Raw genomic sequence first — 22,052 nt, 5'->3', positions numbered from 1 at the left:
CAAAATTTCCTTTGAGACGGACCGCCCGGCCAGCCGGCCAGGAGACCGTTTGACATGAGCGCCGCTGAGACAGAGAAATCCGGCACTTTCAAGGGCTTGAAGCTCACCAACACATTGACGCGCCAGAAGGAGGACTTCCGGGCGATCGATGACGGGAATGTGCGTCTCTACGTCTGCGGACCGACCGTCTATGACTTTGCCCACATCGGTAATGCGCGACCGGTCATCGTCTTCGACGTGCTCTTCCGGCTTCTGCGCCATCTTTATGGTGCCGACCACGTCACCTATGCGCGCAACATCACTGACGTTGACGACAAGATCAACGCACGCGCACTTCGTGACTTTCCCGATCTGCCGCTCAATGAAGCCATTGCCCGGGTGACACAGAAGACTGCGGACCAGTTCCATAAGGACATCAGGTCTCTGGGTGTGCTGGAGCCGAGCATCGAGCCTCGGGCGACACAGCATATCAGCGGCATGGTCGAGATGATCGCGGCGCTGATCGAAAAGGGACACGCCTATCAGGCGGGCGGTGAAGTTCTATTCGACACCCAGTCCATGCCCGACTACGGCGGCCTGTCAAAGCGGAAGCTGGACGAGCAGCTGGCCGGGGCTCGCATTGCGGTTGATGCCCACAAGAAGAATCCCGGCGATTTCGTGCTCTGGAAACTGTCTTCTGAAGAAGAGCCCGGCTGGGACAGCCCGTGGGGCAGGGGGCGTCCGGGCTGGCACATCGAGTGCTCTGTCATGAGTGCGCACCATCTGGGTGAAGTGTTCGACATTCACGGTGGCGGGCTGGACCTGATCTTCCCGCACCACGAAAACGAAATCGCCCAGTCCCGCTGCGCTCATGGCACCAAGGTCATGGCCAACTACTGGATGCACAACGGCTTCCTGCAGGTGGAAGGCCGGAAGATGTCCAAGTCCGAGGGCAATTTCTTCACCATTCAGGAGCTTCTGGAAACGGACAGTTTCGGCGGCCGCATGTGGCCGGGCGAAGTGCTGCGCCTTGCCATGTTGATGACCAACTATCGAGAGCCGATCGACTTCTCCAAACGCAAGCTCGAAGAAGCGGAAAACCTCCTGGCCCGTTGGCCGGATCCGGTCGAAACGGATGCGGCCCCTGCCGCCGAGGTGCTTGATGCCCTTTTGGACGACCTGAACACCGCAGGCGCCATTCAGGCGCTCCACGCGCTCGCTGTCGAGGCTTCCAAGGACCCTGCCAAGCTGGATGTTTACTCGGCATCCGCCGCGCTCCTCGGAGTTCATCCGGTCAAGGCGGATTTGTCTGGCGTTGATGAGGCCGGCATTCAGGCGGCCATCGAAAAACGTCTGGAGGCTCTCAATGCCAAGAACTGGTCGGAAGCCGACGCGATCCGCGATGAACTGACGTCTCAGGGAATTCTTCTAAAGGATTCAAAAGACTCAGAAACCGGTGCCCGCGTGACAACCTGGGAAGTCAAGCGGTGAGACGGAGCCAGGCGGAAAGACGGGATACCCCCCTCTGTCCCCTATGGGGACATCTCCCCCGCAAGGGGGGAGAGGGGCGTATGCCGCGCCGCCATGCATTTTTGAACCGGCTATGGCGCAAGACCGGAGTTCTGCTCAGGGAGGAGACCTCTCCAAAGCTGTATGAGTTTTCTCATATCAGCCCGCATGCTCCGGTCTCCCCCCTTGAGGGGGAGATGTCCGCGCAAGCGGACAGAGGGGGGTATACAGCTTGTGTAACAAACACTGGTTTCAGGCTATCGCTAAGAGGTCGCTACATGCTGCACCAGACTGTTCCCAAGCAACTCAGATACAACGCCAAACGCCTGCGCTCGCAAATGACGGACGCTGAAAAGAAGCTCTGGCAAGTGATCCGGGCGCATCGGTTGGAGGGGATTTCCTTTCGCAGGCAGATGCCGATCGAAGGGGGCATTGTCGATTTCGCGGCACCTGCTCATCGCTTGATCGTGGAACTGGACGGATCCCAGCACGCAGAACTGCAGGGCCAGGCGCGTGACATCGCGCGCGACCGCAAGCTTCAGGCTCTCGGCCGGACGACCTTGCCCTTCTGGAATGCGGAGGTGACGCACGACCTTGACGGTGTCTGCCGCAAGATCCTGAACGCTTGTGGCAAGGAGAGTTTCTGATGGGCGATAGTGTTCAAAAGCTGAGTGGCGGTTGCCAGTGCGGCGCGGTGCGTTATCAGGTGACGGGAGAGGTCGGTCATCCGCATCTGTGTCATTGCCGCATGTGCCAGAAGGCCTCGGGGAATTTCTTTCTGCCTTTGATCGGGGCTGCGAAGTCCGATTTTGTTTGGACCCGCGGTGAACCCTCCTGGTTCCACTCTTCCAAGCCTGTCCGCCGGGGGTTCTGTGGAACCTGCGGCACGCCTCTAGCCTTTGATACGATTGGCGACGACCACATTGCCCTTACCCATGGCAGCCTGGACGATGTCGCCGCGGTCACGCCGGTTGAACAATCCGGTGTCGAGGGGCGGGTGTCGTTCTACAGGCATCTTTTCGACCTGAACGAAACGCAGTCAAACCGGGATGACCTGCCAGGTGGGATCAATGATGTCACGGCAACCAACAATCAGCATCCCGATCATGACACGGATCATTGGGAAGTGAGGGGCGGATGACGGAGATCCATTCCGGCGGCTGTCAGTGCGGAGCCTTGCGGTTCAAGGTGGAAGGGCCATTGGGAGAGGCCTCCATCTGTCATTGCCGCATGTGCCAGAAGGCCTTTGGTGGCTTTTACGCGCCTCTGGTCAGTGTTCCCGAAACATCGAGGCTTGTCTGGACACGTGGATCTTTGAAGCACTTCCAGAGTTCCAATCACGCATCCCGGGGCTTTTGCGCCGATTGCGGTACACCGCTGACCTATGAAGCACCGGATGGCATTGCATTGGCCATCGGGACCTTTGACGATCCATCGCAAATCCCGCCCAGCATCCAGTTCGGCGTCGAGGCAAAGCTGCCTTATGCCGACAGCATGGCTCAAATTCCCGAAAGGGTGACGGAAGACGATATGGAGGCAGCGCCTTTTCTGGCGTCGCTCGTTTCGTTCCAGCACCCCGATCACGACACGGAAACCTGGCCACCGGTTCGCACCGGGGCAAATGACAACGAATAAAAGACAGCCCCGACGCTGCTCAGGATACGGATATGACCAAGGAACGGCTTTTTCTTTTTGACACGACATTGCGTGACGGCGCCCAGACCAGCGGGGTCGACTTCTCTGTCAACGAGAAGGTTGTGGTTGCCGAACTTCTGGAGCGGCTTGGCGTCGATTACATCGAAGGTGGCTATCCGGGTGCCAACCCGACCGACAGTGAATTCTTCAGTGAGAAGCGGACGCGCAAGGCAATTTTCACCGCATTCGGCATGACCAAGCGCGCAGGTCGGTCGGCCGCGAACGATCCGGGGCTTCAGGACGTGCTGTCCGCAAGTTCCGATGCCTGCTGCTTCGTGGCCAAGGCATGGGACTACCATGTCCGGGTCGCGCTTGGTTGCAGCAACGAGGAAAATCTCGATTCGATCTACGAGACCGTTACCGCAGCCGTCGCGGCCGGCAAGGAAGCGATGATCGACTGCGAGCATTTCTTCGATGGTTTCAAGGCCAATCCGGAATACGCACTCAATTGTGCCCGCACGGCATACCATGCAGGTGCTCGGTGGATCGTTCTGTGTGACACCAACGGCGGCACGCTGCCCGACGAGATCTTCGACATTGTCACCAAGTTGCAGGAGGTTGTTCCCGGAACGCATCTCGGCATCCACACCCACGACGACACCGGTCACGCGGTCGCCAACTCACTGGCGGCAGTAGATGCCGGCGTAAGGCAGATCCAGGGAACCTTGAACGGTCTGGGTGAGCGCTGCGGCAACGCCAACCTCATCACCCTGATCCCGACACTCAAGCTTAAACCGGCATTCTCGGATCGCTTCGAAATCGGTGTCAGCGACGCTCAGTTGAAGGAGATCACCTCAATCTCCCATGCGTTCGATGAAATCCTCAACCGGTCGCCGGACAGGCAGGCTCCCTACGTGGGCGAAACCGCCTTCGCCACAAAGGCCGGTATTCATGCCTCTGCGATCCTGAAGGATCCGCAGACCTATGAACACGTTACACCGGAAAGTGTCGGCAACCAGCGGCGGGTGCTGGTGTCCGACCAGGCCGGCAAGAGCAACCTTCTGGGAGAGCTGGCCCGGGTAGGCATCGAAGTCGACAAGTCAGACCCGCGTCTTGACCTACTGTTGGCGAAGGTCAAGGAACGGGAAGCCGAAGGCTATGCCTACGAGGCTGCCGACGCGTCGTTCGAACTGCTCGCGCGCCGGGAACTGGGCGAGGTGCCGCGTTACTTCGCAGTTGAATCCTTCCGCGTGATGGTGGAACGCCGGTTTAACGCAATCGGTGATCTGGTCACGGTTTCGGAAGCCGTGGTGAAGGTCGATATCGACGGCGAAACCCGAATGTCGGTTGCTGAAGGCAACGGCCCGGTCAACGCGCTGGACATGGCACTGCGAAAGGATCTGGGCAAATACCAGTCTGCCATCGACGGCCTGGAACTGATTGACTATAAGGTGCGCATCCTCAATGGTGGCACGGGCGCTGTCACGCGCGTTCTGATCGAAAGCCAGGACACGGTCACGCACCGGCGCTGGTTCACGATCGGGGTATCCTCCAACATCGTCGACGCCTCTTTCCAAGCCTTGGTCGACTCCATTACATTCGCGCTGATGAAAGCCAACGTGGCCTGATCCTGGTCACGCGCCTTTCGGGCGCCAGAAAGGCAATGCCATGTCGCAGACGGTGACCAGCACCGAAGCGAATGCCGAATTCCGTCAGGGCCTTCTGTTTGGCTTGGCGGCATACGGCATGTGGGGCTTCCTCCCGGCCTATTACAAACTGACCGATACCGTGCCAGCAGATCTTGTGGTGTCTCACCGGATCCTCTGGTCGGTGCTGTTTGTCGGTCTGTTTCTCTATTCGCGCGGCCGCTGGCAGGAAGTGCGCGAGGTATTCCGCCAGCCGAAAGTGCTCATGGGGCTGACGGCGTCTGCCACTTTCATTGCCGTCAACTGGCTGACCTTCGTCTGGGCAATTTCCAACAATCACGTGCTCGATATTTCGCTCGGCTATTTCATCAATCCGCTGGTCAGCATTCTGGTTGGCCTGTTCGTGTTGAGGGAAAAGCTGACGACCTGGCAGGGGATTTCTGTCGGCGTTGCCGCCATTGCGGTGGTTCTGCAGGCGATCCTGGCAGGCGGTTTGCCGTGGGTCTCTCTGGTGCTGGCGTTTTCCTTCGCAGGCTACGGCTACGTGCGCAAGGTGACGCCCGTGAAGGCAACGCCGGGACTGTTCGTGGAAACGCTTGTGCTGTTTCCGCTTGCCGCCGGCTACATGCTGTTGAGCCTCAGCTGGGGTGTCGACGCAATGGTCTTGAACGATCCGCCGGTTCTGCTCGCCCTCGTGGGGACGGGCATTGTCACGGCCTTGCCCCTGATCTGTTTTTCCTCAGCCGCTCGGCGGCTGCCGCTCTTCATGCTGGGGCTAATGCAGTACATGGCACCGTCCATGCACTTCCTGATGGCGATTTATATCTGGGGCGAACCGCTGGACCCGACCAAACTGATGACGTTCGGCATGATCTGGGCTGCGCTGGTGGTGTTTACCTACGACAGCTGGCGGCGCTACCGGAGCTGAAGCTGGGCGATTGCAGTCGGAACACTGTGGAAGATGCGGTCAGTCAGAAGAAACCAGCTGGCCCCGGCCACTGCGTTTGGCCGCATAAAGCCTGTGGTCGGCGGTCTTCAGGGCATCGCCGAACCTGCCGCTTTCGAGCGGGGCGACGCCGACGCTTGTCTTCATCAGATGTTCCTCGCCGTCGTGACGCACGGGCGAGGCCAGAACGTTGTCCAGAAGGTTTTGCAGCCCATCGACAACCTCGGCTTCTTCCTTGTCCCGGAACACGATGCAGAACTCGTCGCCGCCGAGCCGCGAGACGATATCGTCTTCCTTTGCGAGCTTCATCATGTGGCGGGCAAAACTGATCAGAACCGCGTCGCCGAAATCGTGGCCGAGTGAATCGTTGATTGCCTTGAAGGAGTCCAGGTCGAGGAGCGCGAGCCAGTGCGCACGACCTTCGGATACCGGCCAGGTCGCGATTGCCTTGGTGGCCTGTTCCAGAAGGTAACGGCGGTTGTAGAGACCCGTAAGGGAGTCCCGCATCGCCATGTTGTTGAGTTCCTCGATCCGGTAGATGTAATCGAGGTTCTGCGACACGCGCAGCAGCAGCTCTTCCGGAGGGCAGTTCTTGTCGACGAAATCCGCTGCACCGTATTTCAGGAACCGCACCCGGTTGTCCGGATTGGCGTAGGACGACATGCCGATGACGCCGACTTTCTCCGGGTCATGCACTCTGCGTACGGCTTTCAGAAAGGCAAAGCCGTCCTTGTCCGGCATGAAATAGTCCGCCAGGACAAGTTTGATGTCCTTGTAATCCTTCAGGGTCTGGAGGGCTTCGTCCGTAGAGCTGGCCTGATAGATCTTGTAAAGGTGCTTGCCGACGATCTTGGAGATCACGTCCCGCTCCACCGCGGAATCGTCCAGAATGAGAATGCCGATCTTGGGGTTCTGCGCCAGTTTCCGGATCAGGTCCGCAACATAGTTCAGGCTGCCGGGAGAATCCTTCAGGACGTAGTCAATAACGCCTTTTTCCAGGAACTTGCTTCGGGTTTTCGGGTCGAAGCGGCTGGTGAAAACGATCGTGGGGATATTCCACTTCTCGCAAAGATCGACGATTTCGCCGTCGGGGGCGTCTGGAAGCGTCAGGTCGACAAGAGCAAGATCGGGTTCACCGATCGGCAGATTAAGGCAGTTCTCGGCCTCTTCGTAGCTACGTGCCACCATGATCTGGTGTCGTCCGACCTCATGCAGTTTCTTGACGATTGCCTTCTCGAAAAACGCCGCATCTTCAACAAGAAGGGTAGTTTGCATTTAGTGGCCTGTTCTTCCTGCGTTTCGTGCGACGGTACTATTCAACTCCTCAGACTGCAAATCGATTTGGTTCCAATATTCACAGTCATGGGAACGTATTCCCAACCTCTATACACAGTAGAGTTTTAGAGATCTGTTACCGAGGCGCATGCTTCTTGTGCCGGCAGGGGCTCACCGTTGATCGCGCGGCGCAGCATGGGCAGGATGTCGTCCACGGATCGGGCAACAAGATAAGGAACTTCAGTGTCCGGACGGATGTATCCCTGTGCCCGCATATGATCCAGAAGTTCAAGCAAAGGCGACCAGAAGCCGTTGAGGTTGGCCAGTGCCACCGGCTTGCGGTGTTGTCCGAGTTGGGCCCAGGTCATCATTTCGACGGCTTCTTCCAGGGTGCCGATACCGCCGGGCAACGCGATGAAGGCGTCGGCTTTCTCGAACATCAGGTGTTTGCGCTCGTGCATGTCCTGTGTGACGATCAGGTCTTCGAGGGTGTCCAGCATCACCTCGCGTTTTTCCAGGAAACGGGGAATGATTCCCGTCACCTTGCCGCCGGCTTCAAGGGCGGCATTGGCCACGGTTCCCATCAGACCGACAGAGCCGCCGCCGTAGACAAGTCGAAGGCCAGCCTCGGCAATTAGCTGGCCCAGACGGGTGGCGGATGCCTCGTGCGCAGGGTCCGAACCGAAGCTGGACCCGCAGTAAACACAGACGCTTGTAAGCTGATTTTGAGAAACCGTATTCATGACGCAAAGATGTGGCATTCAGATTGCCACAAGGTCAAGCATTCTGTTTGAAAGGCCTTGGTTCTGAACCGGGTTTTCTTGCCGCGCCCGGAAAAGACGGCTATGCATGAAACATGATCTGAAGAAGAGCCGACGGCAAAGGAAACATGGCCATCAAGGTCAGGAGTTCGGCTGAGACAGGCAGCACCCGAAAGGGCGCAAACAGGGGAACGGATTTGGAAAGCGCCGCATCGCCTGGCTGCTTTCCCGGCAGGACACACAATGAATAACAAGACACTCATCTGGACTTTGATCGTAGCCGTGCCTGTTGGCCTGGCCGCTCTCGTGACGGGCTACATCTATCGCGATACGGGGCGTCTACCTTTTCAGAGCGGTCCCGAAGTTGCCGCCACGCCATCGGTCTCCGGCGATGCTGCCACGACCGAACAGGCTGCAGGCTCTGATACAGGCACAAAGACGCAATCCGCGGAAACAGATAAGGCTGATGCGTCAGATGAGGCTACAGCCGCAAAAACGGCAAGCGCTGGCCCGAGTTTCGACGTTGTCGGCGTTGAGCCGACCGGTGAAACGGTTGTTGCGGGCCGGTCTGTCGCAGGTGCTATCGTTGCCTTGACTGCCAACGGCAAGGTTGTCGGCAAGAGCATTGCCAATGAGGTCGGTGAATGGACCATTATTCTGGATGAGCCGTTGAAGCCTGGCGACTACGACGTTGGCCTGGAAGTTCATGACGACACCGGCAAGGCGATTGCCACCTCCGAAGAACGGCTTGCCGTTTCATTGCCGGAAGGCGGCAAGGAACAACCCCTTGTGGTTCTGAACACGCCTGACGGTCCGTCGGACGTCTTGCAAAAGCCTGAGGCCGAGCAGCAGGTGGCTTCCATCACTTCAACTGGCGAAGGTTCGCAAACCGCTGCGACAACCAATCCTGCAGAAGGCGCCGCCGCCGAGGCCTCCAGCTCGACGTCCGCAACTGAAACTGCTTCTGCGGAAACCGCCGCAGGGACCTCTGCAAGCCAGCAGGCGGCTTCGCAGGAGACGAGCGAACAGCCCGCGGGTGCCTCTGAGCAGACCGCAGTTGCATCTGCCGACACGACTTCGTCTGGAACAGGCACCGCAGAGCCGGAAACGGCCGGCAATGGGTCCGCCGTTTCCACGGTTGAAGCATCGGGACAAGGGGCTTTTGAAGAAACCGAAGTCGCTTCGACGTCATCAGTGGCAGCGCCGGCAGCTGTAACGACACAGGACAGTGGCGCAGACATTGCGCAGGCTGGCCAGAATGAACCGGCTGATGTTCCCGCAGCAGCACCGGATGCGCCGACGGTGACCGTGGAAGCCGTGGAATCCGAAAAGGACAAGGTCTTTGTCGCCGGTACCGGCGAACCTGGGTCATCGGTCCGTGTCTACGTCGGCGACGAGTTTCAGGGCGAGGCCAGGGTCGGTTCGGGCGGGAAGTGGCTGATTGAAGGCGGCAAGAATATTTCTGAAGGAAATGTCGAGGTTCGCGCCGATTTGATCGGTGAGGATGGCAGCTCGGTCGACGCTCGTGCAGCCGTTACTTTTGAAAAGGAACAGGACAAGCAGATTGTGCTGACAAAGGTCGTCGCAAGCGGTGAAGGGGCAGGAGCCGATGGCCAGGGCGCGGAAGTGAAAAAATCTCTTCCCGTCGTGATCATCCGCAAGGGTGATAACCTGTGGCGTATTTCCCGGCGTCTTTATGGAGAGGGTGTTCGCTATACGACGATCTACAAGGCCAACCAGCAACAGATCCGCAATCCCGACCTGATTTACCCGGGGCAAGTGTTCCTGACACCAGAAGGCGATCTGAGCTGGCCGAAACCAGACGAAAACAACGGCTGAAGTGACGCCAGACCCTGCCGGCACATCGGCCCTGTCGGCACCTCTGAAAGCGGCCAGGGGTTTATGGAAAGTCTCGGCTGTTGGCGCTGTTTAACTCTGTCTGTTACGCCTTGGTTGAACGTCAAAAATGAAGGCAGGGGATCGGAATGATCCTCTGCCTTTTTGCGTCAGCCCCTTGTTTTTTTGATGATTCATCGCATATCAACGATGAAACAAACAATCGTGAATGAGGAAACCGCCCCATGAGCGGGACGGATCTGCCGGCCGGTGGAAATTGCATGACCTCGAAGGAAGGTCTGGCAAGTTGCGAGGAACTCGCGGCTATCTTCCGTGCACTTGGACATCCGGCCCGGCTGGCAATCATCAAGCAGCTCGCAAGCCGTCAGGGCGCCTGCTGCGGTGAGATCGTCAGTCACCTGCCGTTGGCTCAGTCGACCGTGTCTCAGCATTTGCAGGTTTTGAAGGACGCCGGGCTCTTGTGCTGCGACACGCGGGGCAGGAATTGCCACTACGCGCTCAATTGGCAAGTGCTCAGTCTGGCAGAGTGCCGGACCAAGGACTTCTGGGAGCGCCTGAACGCGGCGCAGCCGGACCAGTCAGGACAGTCGGCCGGTGCGCAAGTGGTTTCCTCTTCAGACTAACCCAAGTGGCCGCCTTCCGCGGCCTGGAGATTTTGTGTGACCGATCAGACAGCGACCCCGCCGCAAAAGCCTTCGGCTGCGGCTGCCGGCAGCCATTCCGCTCAAGCGCACATCCGCAAGCCTGTCAACGCAGACGAAGGCAGCACCTTCACGACGCTGGCCAATCTGTGGCCCTACATCTGGCCGTCCAATCGGCCGGATCTCAAGCAGCGCGTTCTTCTGGCTATCTTCACCTTGGTCATCGCCAAGATCGTGACGGTCCTGTCGCCGTATTTCTTTGCCTGGGCGACGGATGCACTGACGGGTGAAGGCTCCAACCTGCCTGCTTTCCTGGTCGCTCCGGTCATGCTGGTGCTCGCCTACAATGCAGCCCGCGTATTGGCCGTGGCTTTCAATCAGCTGCGCGACGCGCTGTTCGCCCGGGTCGGCCAGCATGCTGTTCGCCAGCTCGCAATCCTGACATTCCGCCACCTGCACCAGCTTTCCCTGCGTTTCCACCTTGCCCGGCGGACGGGTGGGCTCAGCCGGGTGATTGAGCGCGGGGTGAAGGGCATAGAGGCGATTGTCCGTTTCACCATCTTGAACGGCATTCCGACGGTTCTGGAATTTGCCATCATGGCAGCCGTGATCTGGTACCAGTTCGGTTTCCTTTATGTTGTCATTGTCGCGGTGATGATCGTTGCCTACGTCTGGTTCACCATCAAGACCTCGAACTGGCGGATCGGCATTCGCCGCGAAATGAACGACAGCGACACGGATGCCAACTCCAAGGCCATCGACAGTCTGCTCAACTTCGAAACGGTCAAGTATTTCGGCAACGAAAACATGGAAGCTGCGCGCTTCGATGTCTCCATGGCGAAATATGAGAGCGCTGCGACGAAAACCTGGACATCCCTTTCCTGGCTCAACTTCGGTCAGGCGGTAATCCTGGGCATTGGCATGGCGGCCTGCATGGGGCTGTCTGCGCAGGCCGTTCTGGCGGGCGAACAGAACATCGGCGACTTTGTCCTGATCAACGCGCTGCTGATGCAGATTTCCATTCCGCTCAACTTCATCGGCTTCCTCTACCGGGAAATTCGTCAGGGTCTTGCGGATATCGAGTCCATGTTCGACCTGCTGATGGTTCCCGCCGAAATCGAGGACAAGCCCGACGCCAGCCCGTTGAAGGCTGTCGAAGGAAAGATTGCGTTCAAGGACGTCCGCTTTCACTACGATCCCGACCGGCCGATCCTCAAGGGGATCGACTTTGAGGTTCCAGCAGGCAAGACCGTCGCCATCGTCGGTCCCTCCGGTGCGGGCAAATCGACGATCTCCCGTCTCCTGTTCCGGTTTTACGACGTCACCGACGGTTCAGTCGAGATCGATGGCCAGGATGTCCGAAACGTGACGCAGGAAAGCGTGCGTCAGGCCATCGGCATGGTTCCGCAGGATACGGTGCTCTTCAACGATACCATTGCCTACAACATTCGCTATGGCCGCCCGGACGCCAGCGACGAGGAAGTGCGGGAGGCTGCGCGCATGGCACAGATCCACGACTTCATCGAAAGGCTACCTCAGGGCTATGACGCGGAAGTCGGCGAGCGCGGATTGAAACTGTCGGGCGGTGAAAAGCAGCGTGTTGCGATTGCCCGCACCATCCTGAAATCGCCGCCGATCCTCATCCTCGATGAGGCGACGTCGGCGCTTGATACGCATACCGAACGCGAGATCCAGTCGGCGTTGGATGAAGTTTCGCAGGATCGGACGACGTTGGTGATTGCCCACCGCCTGTCGACCGTCGTCAATGCGGACCAGATCATCGTTCTGGAAGGCGGCGAGATTGCCGAGCGTGGCACCCACCAGGAGCTTCTGGCCGGAGACGGTCTTTACGCCTCCATGTGGGCTCGCCAGCGCGAAGCGGACGAGGCCGAGGAACGGCTGCGTGCCGCGCGGGAAAATGACGATCTTGGTATCGTCACACGTGGTCAGAGGGCTGATTACGTACCGGCGAAATAGGTCTCGACAGCTATTCCTGATCATCCGGTATGGCCAAGCTTTGGCCGGGAGAGGGGATGCTCCTTTTCCCGGCATGACGCTGACCCTTGTATGAGAGATCTGGGCTCACTGATCCCGGATCTCCACCACCGGTCTTCCTGCAAGACAAAGAGGCAGAAACTTGCCGGAGGTCAGGCCGCACGAATTGTGTGCGGTGCCTGGTCATTGTCGCAGGCCACATGGCCTGTTGTCGGCAGATTGTTGTTTTGGGCAGCTGCACCCCTTTTGAACAACAGTCTTGAGAGTGCCTTGGCAAGGCGGCGCAGTTCCTGGTGGCGGGCAGCGCGGGCGCGGGCTTCGTAGTCGTCTCCTGTATGTGTCATGGTGCTCTCCATCGCTTGGGATGAGCATTTGTCTCATATTGCGTTCCTTCGAAGAATGAGGCTAGTGTAGAATTAATTCTTCGAAAGAATGGAATAATGAGACTGGAAGACCTGCAGTTTTTTGTCCGCATTGCGGAATTGGGCAGCATGGCTGCAGCCGGCCGGGAAATCGGCTTGTCGCCTTCAGCTGCCAGCACGCGGTTGACCGGACTTGAGAAGTCCTTTGGATCCCAGCTTTTTGCCCGCACCACCAGACGCACGATGTTGACGGAAGCCGGTCGTGTTTTGCTGCAACACGCGCGCACCGCAGTTGGTGAGATCGAACAGGCCCGCTCGATCCTGGAAGCCTCCACAGAAGCGCCGCGCGGCTCGCTTCGGTTTTCCTGCAACACATTCTTCGGGAGAAAGCACATTCTGCCGTATCTGGTGGAGTTCCGCGAACTCTACCCGGATATCAGGCTGGAAATGGACTTTTCCGACAGGATCGTGGATGTGATCGAGGAAGGCTATGACATGGCGGTGAGGGGAGCGCCACTGACCGATTCCTCTCTTCTGGCCCGCAAGCTGGGCGGCAATCCAAGAGCCCTGTGTGCATCACCGGCCTACCTGGCTCGCAAGGGCGTGCCGCACACACCGGAAGACCTTGCCAACCACGACTGCATCGCCATGGCCTCCATGCCGTTCTGGTATTTCAACGGGCCGGAGGGAGAGGTCGCCTTCGAAATCCAGAAGCCGGTCATCAAGGGCGATAGCGGCGACCTGACTTACGACGCCGCACTTCACGGCCTTGGCCTCAGCCTGAAGTCACTGGCACATGTCTGGGAAGACCTTCGTGACGGGCGTCTGGTCGCCGTCATGGAAGACTATACGATTGCCCGCACCGGGGCGATCTGGGCCGTTTATCCGCCAAGTCAGTTCGTTCCGCCCAAGGTGACAGCCTTTGTCGATTTCCTGATTTCAAAGTACGGTCGACCGCCCTACTGGGAGAGCGACTATCGGACGGCTTCCACAGGCTCAAGCGGGTCGTAAACCGTGTGATTTTCATGAAAAGCAGGTTCTCTTTGCCTTGAAAAGCCACTAGAAGCGGGGCAGAAGCTAAAGCGCAACGGGTGCGTTCAGTCCCGGGCCGGGAATACGCCTGCCGCCGGGCAGCAATGGAAAGCGAAGAAAAGAAGATGTCGATAGTCGATTCCGTCTCCAAGGCCATGGTGCCGATCCATCGTGAAGGCTGGCCCTTCATCGCGATTGCTCTGGTGGCGACCCTCGTTATCGGCTGGTTCATCGATCCGCTGTTCTGGATCGGCCTCTTCCTCACAGGGTGGGTCTGTTATTTCTTCCGCGATCCCAAGCGTGTGACGCCTGTCGGCGAAGGGCTGGTGATTTCCCCGGCAGATGGTGTCGTCAGCCTTGTTGGCCTGGCACGTCCACCTGCAGAGCTGGAACTCGGCTCTGAACCGCTGATGCGGGTCTCCATCTTCATGAACGTGTTCAACTGCCATGTGAACCGGGCGCCTGTCGGCGGGCGCATAGAGCGCGTCGCCTACCGTGCCGGCAAGTTTCTGAACGCGGAACTGGACAAGGCCAGTGAAGACAACGAGCGCAACGGACTGGTCATCGATACCGGCAACGGCCGGATCGGTGTCGTGCAGATTGCCGGTCTTGTTGCCCGCCGTATTGTCTGCTTTGTTCGTGAAGGTGAAAATCTTTCTGCTGGCGAGCGCTTTGGTCTGATCCGTTTCGGGTCGCGTCTCGATGTCTATTTTCCGGTTGGAACCCAGCCAAAGGTTTCCCTCGGCCAGACCATGATTGCCGGCGAGACCGTGCTGGCCGATCTGTCGGCACCGCAAAGCCCGGCTCAGTCCCTGACCCGTGTAAGCTGAGGCCGACGTGAACGAGACACCCGACCAAGGACCGGCCGACACCCGCAGGACACCGCGCTTCCGGCGCGTACCTTTGCGCCTGATCATTCCGAACATGGTGACGTTGCTGGCGCTGTGCTCCGGTTTGACGGCTGTGCGCATGGCCTTCGAGGGTCGCTGGGAATTCGCGGTCGGTGCCGTTCTCGTGGCAGCCGTGCTGGACGGGCTCGATGGCCGTGTCGCCCGCATGATGAAGGGAACGTCGCGTTTTGGCGCGGAACTGGATTCCCTCTCGGATTTCGTCAATTTCGGCGTCACGCCGGCCTTGATGCTCTATCTCTGGATCCTCAAGGATGCAGGCAACATGGGGTGGATCGCAGGCCTTATCTTCGCGATCTCCGCCGCACTCCGTCTGGCGCGTTTCAATGTGGCCCTGGACGATCCGAACAAGCCTGCCTGGGCGTCACGTTTCTTTACGGGCGTGCCTGCGCCGGCCGGAGCGTTGACCGTGCTCCTGCCGCTTTATCTCGATTTTCTCGGCCTGTTTCCGCACTGGTTCGCAGATTCAGCTTTTGTTGCAGCCTACACAATCGGAATTGCCTTCCTGCTGATCAGCCGTTTGCCGACCTATTCCGGCAAGACACTGGGCACGAGGGTGCGCCGTGATTTTGTCTTGCCGTTGTTCCTGGTTGCGGTTCTGGTGGTGGCGCTGACCGTTTCCTATCCTTTCCGGATGTTGGCGGGAGGAGCGGTCCTTTACCTGCTGACCATTCCGTTTGCCTGGCGTGCGCACAGGAAGCTGGTGCTCGCAGACGCCTCGCTGGGCCTCGATGACGACGGTGACGAATGCGATACAGATCTCGACAATATCGCGGACAGGGACAAGGACCACGGCGGCTGACGCGAGACTGATCGCAAATCGGGTTTCAGCAGGCGATTTTCTGGTTCAATTAGGCCTCCTCGACAAATGAGGAGCCTTCTCATGCTTGATGGAAAGACAATTCTGATTACCGGTGCCAGCAGTGGCATCGGAGCGGCTGCCGCACGCCTTTTGGCCGACACCGGTGCGAACCTGATGCTGGCTGCCCGACGGCAAGACCGACTGAAAGAGCTGCGGGCATCATTGCCCCATGCCTCCAATCGGATCGCACTGTTCGTTGGTGATGTCTGCGATACCACATTTTCCGAAGCTTCCGTGAAAGCGACGCTCGACGCCTTCGGTGGCCTCGACGGTGCCTTCAATAATGCAGGTACGCTTGGAGAGATGGGGCCGGTGCCGGACATGAGCATGGAAACCTGGAACCATGTTGTCGCCACCAATCTCTACAGCGCCTTTCTGGCCGCCAAATACCAGATCCCGGCCATGCGTGAGCGGGGAGGCGGGTCGATTGTGTTCACCTCGTCGTTCGTTGGCCATACCATCGGTTTTCCGGGCATGGCCGCCTATGCGGCTGCAAAGGCGGGGCTTGTCGGCCTGACACAGGTTCTGGCAGTGGAACACGGACCGGAAAACATCCGGGTGAATGCGCTTCTTCCTGGTGGCACGAAGACCGAGATGGGGGGCGATGACCCGGCATTCCGCGAGTATATCGCCGGCCTCCACGCGTTGAAGCGGATGGCCGAACCCGAAGAGATCGCCAAGGCGGCTGCGTTTCTGCTGTCCGACGCCAGTTCTTTCGTTACCGGTTCCGCCATGCTCTGTGATGGCGGGAACTCCATCTCCAAGGGATGAGCCAGCACTGGAACGGTTCTGGCGAAGACCCGAACCGTTCCTTTTGGGCTGAAAGGCTCATATGGCTCAGTGATAGGGTGCCTGTGGGGGCTGCGAATTTATTTCGGGTGAATTCTTATGAATTTCTGTTCCGTGACGGCCTTGCCCCACTGGTCGCCGACATATTCCTCCGCAAGGGTGAACCCGTTTCTCTCGTAGAGCACACGTGCGGCTTCAAGCCCCTTGAGCGTCCAGAGGTGGATTTCATCGAACCCAAGCGCATCCGAGTGTTCCAGGGCTTTCTGGAGCAGCACTTTTCCCAGTCCTTTGCCTCGCAGGCGTTCGGACAGAATGAACCAGCGCAAATGTGCGATGTTGTTGCCAAGGTCTTCGCCATCGATGGTGATCGATCCGATAACGGCTCCGTTTTCGAGCACGCTCCAGCTGTTGTTCATCGGTTTGCCGATGCGCGGCATGAATTCGGCCATGGCGCTTGAGACCACACTTTCAAATGTTGGCCCCATACCGACGATGTGGCCGTGTGTGCGGGCATGCATTCCGGCAATGTCGCCGATCATCCCGGTTTGATAACCTTCAGCGACCGTGAATTGTGGCTGGTAATCTGCCGGCGTTTCCGGAGGCATGGCGAGCGCTTCCGCATAGGCGGACATGGCATCGCAAATCTCTTGTGCCTTGTCCCCGTTGATCCGATTGAGCGCCCGCCGGGCAAGGGCGTCGCCAAAATTGTCGATCTTCGCAAAGGTGGCCTTTCCGGTTTCGGTCAAAGTCAGTCCGAATGATCGGCCATCGCTGTCAGACCGGGTTTGCGTGATTTCCCCGCGGGCCTCGAGTGACTTCAGCAAACGGCTGATGGTCGATTTCTCGAGCTTTAGTCTCGTCGAGATTTCCTTGGCCGTTATGCCGGGGTTCAAGCCGATTTCCATCATTGCATGGACACCTGAACCGGACAGATCCGTACCGGCGATGGTCTTGTCCAGAAAGCCGAATTCCCGGACCAGTTGGCGGGAGGCTGCTCGGATATCGTTGACGAGGGAGGGGGGATGCTGAGACATGCAAAAACCTATATAGTTGTATATTGCAACTATATTGATTGGTGAGCCGGAATTCAAGAGGCGGCGGCTGGAATTCGGGTGAAGACACGCTGCTGGTTGGAAACAAAAAGGCCGCCGGAAACCGGCGGCCTTTTTGCTTGGAGGTCCTTGGGATCACTCTGCCGCGTGCGGCAGTTCCTCCTGCGGGGGGATTTTCGGCTGCGACGGCTTCGGCATGGAAACCACCTTTGCCGCCGGGCGCTGTTCTGGCTGATCGCCAAGAGCCACAGGTTCGGGAGTTTCCTCCTCGGTGGCAGTACCGGGTTTGCGCCGGACGGAGGACACCACTTTCCAGAAGGTGCTTGCCCAAACACTCGGCAGCGCGATCATGACCGGGATCATCAGCAGTGTCAGCAAGGTGGAGAAAGCAAGGCCGGATATGACCGCCGTTGCCAGCTGCACCCACCAGACCGCCGTGATGCCGCCATAGGTGATCACCTGATTGAAGAAATCGAAGTTGATCATGGTGGCCATGGGCACCAGGCCGGCGATGGTCGTGATGGTGGTCAGCAGAATCGGCCGGATACGCTGAGCGGATGTTTTCAGGATCGCGTCCAGTGGAGGAAGGCCGTCATGAAGGAACCTGTTGTAGGTATCGATCAGAACGATGGCGTTGTTGACCACAATCCCAGCAAGCGCCACCACCCCGGTCCCGGTCATGATGATCGAGAACGGCTGATTGGTGACGAGCATTCCGAGCAGCACCCCGAACACTGACAGAACCACCGTCGAGAGTGTCAGGATCGTCTGGTAGAACGAGTTGAACTGGGTCAGCAGGATCAGGAACATCAGGAACAGCGATGCCACCATCGCCTTCATCAGGAACTCGCCTGACTCCTGCTGGTCCTCATCCGCGCCGCGGAATTTCAGGAACACGTTGGCAGGCCATTCCTGCGTATCCAGCCACTTCTGGAGAGCCGCAACCTGTTCTGTCGGTGTGGAACCGCTTTCCGGATTGACCGCCGCCTTCACGAACATGGAATAGAGCCCGTCACGACGCACGATTTCCGACACCTTCTGGGCCGGTTCGCGGCTGACGAAGTTCGCCAGCGGCACCAGTCCAAGCGAGGTCTGCAGCCGCAGCTGGTCGAACCGGTCGATGGTCCGCTCGTTCTCCGGCAGGCGCACGCGAATGTCCACCTCGTCCTCGCTGTCGCCAGGACGATAGGTACCGATCAGAACACCGTTGGTGACCAGCTGGACCATGTTGCCGACGGAAGCGATGCTTGCTTGGTAGCGGCCGGCCTGTTCCCGATCGATGGAGATCTGCCATTCGATGCCGGGCAGGGGACGGTCGTCCTCCTGGTTCATCAGCGTATCCATGCCGTTGATGTGCTCGCGAATGCGGGCGACAGCAGCAACCATGTCGTTGTAGTCGGTGGACTTGATCTCCAGCTGAAGGTCCTTGCCCGTTGGCGGACCGCCTTCGATCTTGCGGGTCTCCACCTTGATGCCGGGGATGTCACTGGTCGCGGCACGGATGTCGGCGAAGATCTCCTTCGCCACCCGGCGGCAGCAGAAGTCTGCTAGCTCGATATTGATCTCGCCCATCACGTCGGCAGGCTTGTCCTGAACGTCGCCCACGGAGGGGCCGCCGGACGAACCGCCGGGTGTGAACGCGTTGGTGATGACATTGTCGACGCCCGGAATGGACAGGATCCTGTCTTCAACCTTCACAACGAGATCGCGCGCTTCCGAGGCGGACATGTTACCGCGCCCGGAGATCAGAACCACCGCCTGTTCCGGTTCTTCATCGATGAAGAACTGAACACCGGTCGGGTTCGCCATGAACGCGCCGACGATCGCAAAGCAACTGCCGATCAGCAGCACGATGGCGGCGATGTTGCCGATCGGGTTGCCCGCAAACATCTTCAGGATGCGAACATAAAAGCCGGTGAACCCACTCACTTTCTTGACATCGAAAGCTTCGGAGCCGGAAAGGGCCGCAGCCTCCGCACGTTCCAGTTCGGCCCTCTTGGCAGCTCGTGCCTGAGACCAGCGCACAAACGGTAGCAGCAGCTTGTAGGAAACAAAGCCGACAAGGACGAAGGCCACCAGGCCGCACAGGATGGCGACGCCAGTTGCAGCCATCGCTGGCACCACACCTTCCAGGGCCATGGGAACGAAGGGACCGAACGCGACAATGACGGCGGCCAACACGGCAAACGTCAGTGCCAGAAGCGCAGCGGCATGCCGGTTCAGGAAGTGAGAGACCTGCGCCAGGATTCCGCCTGTGACCGGCAGGAACACCATGGCCGTGAACAGCGACGCGGTCAGAACGATGATCACCATGATCGGCAGGTAGCTCATGAACTCGCCGGCAACACCCGGCCACAGCAGCATGGGCAGGAACGCTACCAGCGTGGTGGCCGTCGAGGAGACGATCGGCCAGAACATCAGCTTCGCGGCGCGGATATATGCCTCGCGGTCCTCCATGCCTTCATGGATTTTGCGGTCGGCATATTCGGTCATCACGATGGCACCGTCGACGAGCAGACCAACGGTCAGAACGAGGCCGAACATGACCATGTTGTTGACCGTGTAGCCGACGCCGCCAAGGATCAGGAAGCCGACCATGAAGGAGGTCGGGATCGCCAGACCCACGAGCAGCGCGGAGCGCATGCCAAGCGCCGCCAGAACCAGGATCATCACCAGGAAGATCGCGGTCAGGATCGACGATTGCAGCGAGCCGAGCACTTCGAAGATGTTGTTGGACTGGTCTAGCATCATGTCGACGCGAACGGTTTCCGGCCAGTCCTTGGAGGCATTTTCGACAACTTCGCGGACTGCCGCGTTGTTCTCGATGATGTTGGTACCAATGCGCTTGACGACCTGCAGTGCAATCGCCCGGTTGCCATTGACGCGCGTATAGGCATTGGGATCCTTGAAGGTGCGCCGGATCTCGGCGACATCCGCAAGGGTCACGACACCTTCACCGCTTTGTTTCAGCGGCAGCGTGTAGACATCCTCGGCCGTCTCGACAAGGCCAGGCACCTTCACGTTGAAGCGGCCCTTGCCACCGTCGATAAAGCCCGCAGGAACAAGCTGGTTGTTGAGCTGCAGCGAGTTCAGGAGCTCCTGCTGGGTGATCGAGTAGGATTCCAGTTTCTGGGTGTCGATCAGGACTTCCAGCAGCTCTTCGCGATGCCCGGTCAGATCCGCCGACCGGACTGTGTCGATGGCCTCGATCTCGTCCTTGAGACGCCGGGCGTGCTTGTAGAGCGTGCGCTCCGGCACGTTGCCCGACAATGCGATGATCATTGTCGGCGCAAGCGCGAAGTTCATTTCCGTGATCGTCGGCTCTTCGGCCTCGTCCGGCAGCTTGCTCTTGGCCTGGTCGACCTTGTCGCGCACGTCCGCCAGCGCCTCGTCCTTGTTGAACGAGATGTCGAACTCCAGCACGATACCGGCATGACTTTCCGACGCGATCGCGGTGATTTCCTTCAACCCGTCAAGGCCGCGCAATTCCGTTTCCATCGGCCGCACGAGCAGGCGCTCGGAATCTTCCGGAGAAATGCCCTGCTGGGTGATCGAAATGTAGAAGATCGGCAGATCGATGTCCGGACTGGCTTCCTTCGGGATCGAGATATAGGTGGCGACACCGGCAACGATCAGCGCCAGCATCATCACGAATACCGTCTTGGGGCGCCGAAGGACGCCTTCAAGCATGTCTATCATTGACTCACCTCTGCCGTCTCAAAGACCGGTTGCACGAGTTCTCCATCCGAGACGTATTCCTGCCCCACGGTGATGGCGACGACTTCGTCCGGAAGCCCGCCGATCCACATTCCGTCCTGTTCCCCACCCAGCACCTTCACCGGGTAGAAGACAGTCTTGTTGTTTTCGTCCACTGCGCGAATGCCGACCTGGCCGGCGTCGTTCAACGTCAGGATCGCTGGTGAAATCTTGTGCGCCTTTTCCGCAGCCAGCTCCAGTTTGGTGACTGCCGTCACGCCGTCCCTGGCCTTGCCGTCGGGATTGGGGAGTTCAATCTCTATACGGAAGGTTTTCGTGTCCGGATTCGCCGTCGGCGAGATGTAGCGCACCTTGCCGTTCAGCGATTCACCCGTCACAAGCGTGACCGTTGCCGGCATGTCCAGCGAGATCTGGGAGATATTCAGCTCCGACACTTCGCCGATGGCAATCATTGGATCCGCATCAACCACCGTCGCGCAGATGCCGCCTTGTTCAAGCTGTGCGCCGATTTCAGCCATGGGGCTCTGGATAACACCGGAAATCGGCGAACGGATTACCGTGTGTCCCAGTTCCTGTTCGGCTTCGGTCAGACGTGCCTTGGCGGCATCCAGCTGGGCCTGCAGGGCCGCCACACGTGTCTGCGCGGTGAAACCCTTGCTGTTCAGCTGTGTTGCCGCTGCATGATCAAGTTCCGCCTGTGCCAGGGCTGCCTTGGCTTCCAGGATGCGTGACTGCCGCGACCCCTTGTCGAGAACGCAAAGCACATCGCCGGCGGCGACATGCGCGCCTTCCTGAGCCGGACGCTCCACCACGTCATCGGTTGTCTTGGATCTGACAGCCACCGTGGCTTCGGCTTCGGTGCGCCCGCGCACTTCCAGAACGGCTCGGCGGTCTTGCGCCACCAGACGTTCCACCTGAACGCGGAAGGTCTCGGTGGAAGCCTGACTGACCCTGAGCGCCGGGGGCGGGGTGGCATGTTCGCTGTCGCCGACACCACCGATCACCATCGTGCCGCTATACATCCAGAAACCGATGCCGGCCGCGATGCCGGTCGCCAGGAGGTAGGAAAACTTCACTCGCATTGTC

19 protein-coding genes are annotated in these 22,052 nt (G+C 59.0%); 13 read left to right on the top strand and 6 right to left on the bottom strand.

Translation table 11 applies throughout. The features are described from left to right. Positions 1-54: 54 nt before the first annotated feature. The 6 genes from cysS to rarD all read left to right on the top strand — a co-directional run bounded on the left by cysS (position 55) and on the right by rarD (position 5,697). Positions 55-1,470, top strand: coding sequence for a cysteine--tRNA ligase (gene cysS / locus FIV03_RS23305; protein ID WP_152511146.1), 1,416 nt, complete (start codon positions 55-57; stop codon positions 1,468-1,470). 296 nt (positions 1,471-1,766) lie between these two features. Then, positions 1,767-2,135, top strand: coding sequence for a DUF559 domain-containing protein (locus FIV03_RS23300; RefSeq protein WP_152511145.1), 369 nt, complete (start codon positions 1,767-1,769; stop codon positions 2,133-2,135). Beyond that, positions 2,135-2,629 carry a GFA family protein gene (locus FIV03_RS23295; RefSeq protein WP_152511144.1) on the top strand — a complete coding sequence of 165 codons (495 nt, stop codon included), beginning with the start codon at positions 2,135-2,137 and terminating at the stop codon, positions 2,627-2,629. Before FIV03_RS23300 ends, FIV03_RS23295 begins: the two co-directional genes overlap by 1 nt. Next, the gene (locus FIV03_RS23290; RefSeq protein ID WP_152511143.1) at positions 2,626-3,123 is read left to right on the top strand and encodes a GFA family protein; all 498 of its coding nucleotides are present in this window, start codon (positions 2,626-2,628) and stop codon (positions 3,121-3,123) included. The genes FIV03_RS23295 and FIV03_RS23290 overlap by 4 nt, the downstream gene beginning before the upstream one ends. Positions 3,124-3,155: 32 nt before the next feature. Further along, positions 3,156-4,751 (top strand): citramalate synthase, encoded by a 1,596-nt coding sequence (cimA, locus tag FIV03_RS23285; protein ID WP_152511142.1) that lies wholly within the window; start codon positions 3,156-3,158, stop codon positions 4,749-4,751. Positions 4,752-4,791: 40 nt separating this feature from the next. After that, complete coding sequence (gene rarD, locus FIV03_RS23280) at positions 4,792-5,697, top strand: EamA family transporter RarD (RefSeq protein ID WP_055653595.1); 906 nt, start codon at positions 4,792-4,794, stop codon at positions 5,695-5,697. Between the two features lie 39 nt (positions 5,698-5,736). On the opposite strand, the gene FIV03_RS23275 is transcribed toward rarD, so the two are convergent. Continuing rightward, entirely contained in the window at positions 5,737-6,990 is a 1,254-nt protein-coding gene (locus FIV03_RS23275; protein WP_055653596.1) for a diguanylate cyclase, read from the bottom strand. 125 nt (positions 6,991-7,115) lie between these two features. Continuing rightward, entirely contained in the window at positions 7,116-7,733 is a 618-nt protein-coding gene (locus tag FIV03_RS23270; protein ID WP_031270713.1) for a TIGR00730 family Rossman fold protein, read from the bottom strand. 261 nt (positions 7,734-7,994) lie between these two features. On the opposite strand from FIV03_RS23270, the gene FIV03_RS23265 reads away from it, so the two are divergent. From FIV03_RS23265 to FIV03_RS23255, 3 genes are all read left to right on the top strand, one after another. Further along, the gene (locus tag FIV03_RS23265; protein WP_152511141.1) at positions 7,995-9,590 is read left to right on the top strand and encodes a LysM peptidoglycan-binding domain-containing protein; all 1,596 of its coding nucleotides are present in this window, start codon (positions 7,995-7,997) and stop codon (positions 9,588-9,590) included. Between the two features lie 242 nt (positions 9,591-9,832). Continuing rightward, the gene (locus FIV03_RS23260) at positions 9,833-10,231 is read left to right on the top strand and encodes a metalloregulator ArsR/SmtB family transcription factor (protein WP_152511140.1); all 399 of its coding nucleotides are present in this window, start codon (positions 9,833-9,835) and stop codon (positions 10,229-10,231) included. 111 nt (positions 10,232-10,342) lie between these two features. Next, the gene (locus FIV03_RS23255) at positions 10,343-12,226 is read left to right on the top strand and encodes an ABC transporter ATP-binding protein/permease (protein ID WP_152512053.1); all 1,884 of its coding nucleotides are present in this window, start codon (positions 10,343-10,345) and stop codon (positions 12,224-12,226) included. 170 nt (positions 12,227-12,396) lie between these two features. Here FIV03_RS23255 and FIV03_RS23250 read toward each other — a convergent pair whose 3' ends face one another. Next, the gene (locus tag FIV03_RS23250; RefSeq protein WP_152511139.1) at positions 12,397-12,588 is read right to left on the bottom strand and encodes a hypothetical protein; all 192 of its coding nucleotides are present in this window, start codon (positions 12,586-12,588) and stop codon (positions 12,397-12,399) included. Between the two features lie 96 nt (positions 12,589-12,684). Here FIV03_RS23250 and FIV03_RS23245 point away from each other — a divergent pair, with 96 nt between their 5' ends. The 4 genes from FIV03_RS23245 to FIV03_RS23230 all read left to right on the top strand — a co-directional run bounded on the left by FIV03_RS23245 (position 12,685) and on the right by FIV03_RS23230 (position 16,179). Then, the gene (locus FIV03_RS23245; RefSeq protein ID WP_023003933.1) at positions 12,685-13,617 is read left to right on the top strand and encodes a LysR family transcriptional regulator; all 933 of its coding nucleotides are present in this window, start codon (positions 12,685-12,687) and stop codon (positions 13,615-13,617) included. 146 nt (positions 13,618-13,763) lie between these two features. After that, positions 13,764-14,468: a phosphatidylserine decarboxylase gene (locus tag FIV03_RS23240; RefSeq protein WP_286202224.1), complete on the top strand. Its 705-nt coding sequence runs from the start codon at positions 13,764-13,766 to the stop codon at positions 14,466-14,468. Positions 14,469-14,562: 94 nt separating this feature from the next. Continuing rightward, positions 14,563-15,348: a phosphatidylcholine/phosphatidylserine synthase gene (locus FIV03_RS23235; RefSeq protein WP_152512051.1), complete on the top strand. Its 786-nt coding sequence runs from the start codon at positions 14,563-14,565 to the stop codon at positions 15,346-15,348. 81 nt (positions 15,349-15,429) lie between these two features. After that, entirely contained in the window at positions 15,430-16,179 is a 750-nt protein-coding gene (locus tag FIV03_RS23230; RefSeq protein ID WP_152511138.1) for an SDR family oxidoreductase, read from the top strand. Between the two features lie 98 nt (positions 16,180-16,277). Here FIV03_RS23230 and FIV03_RS23225 read toward each other — a convergent pair whose 3' ends face one another. The 3 genes from FIV03_RS23225 to FIV03_RS23215 all read right to left on the bottom strand — a co-directional run bounded on the left by FIV03_RS23225 (position 16,278) and on the right by FIV03_RS23215 (position 22,048). Then, complete coding sequence (locus FIV03_RS23225) at positions 16,278-17,231, bottom strand: helix-turn-helix domain-containing GNAT family N-acetyltransferase (protein WP_152511137.1); 954 nt, start codon at positions 17,229-17,231, stop codon at positions 16,278-16,280. A gap of 153 nt (positions 17,232-17,384) precedes the next feature. Continuing rightward, positions 17,385-20,948 carry an efflux RND transporter permease subunit gene (locus FIV03_RS23220; protein ID WP_152511136.1) on the bottom strand — a complete coding sequence of 1,188 codons (3,564 nt, stop codon included), beginning with the start codon at positions 20,946-20,948 and terminating at the stop codon, positions 17,385-17,387. Beyond that, positions 20,945-22,048: an efflux RND transporter periplasmic adaptor subunit gene (locus tag FIV03_RS23215; RefSeq protein WP_152511135.1), complete on the bottom strand. Its 1,104-nt coding sequence runs from the start codon at positions 22,046-22,048 to the stop codon at positions 20,945-20,947. Before FIV03_RS23215 ends, FIV03_RS23220 begins: the two co-directional genes overlap by 4 nt. Positions 22,049-22,052: the final 4 nt, after the last annotated feature.

Source organism: Labrenzia sp. THAF187b (assembly GCF_009363375.1).
In the GTDB taxonomy this organism is placed as follows: domain Bacteria; phylum Pseudomonadota; class Alphaproteobacteria; order Rhizobiales; family Stappiaceae; genus Roseibium; species Roseibium algicola.
Note: the sequence above shows the minus strand (reverse complement) of the source record. Positions and strands in the feature narration are given on the sequence as shown.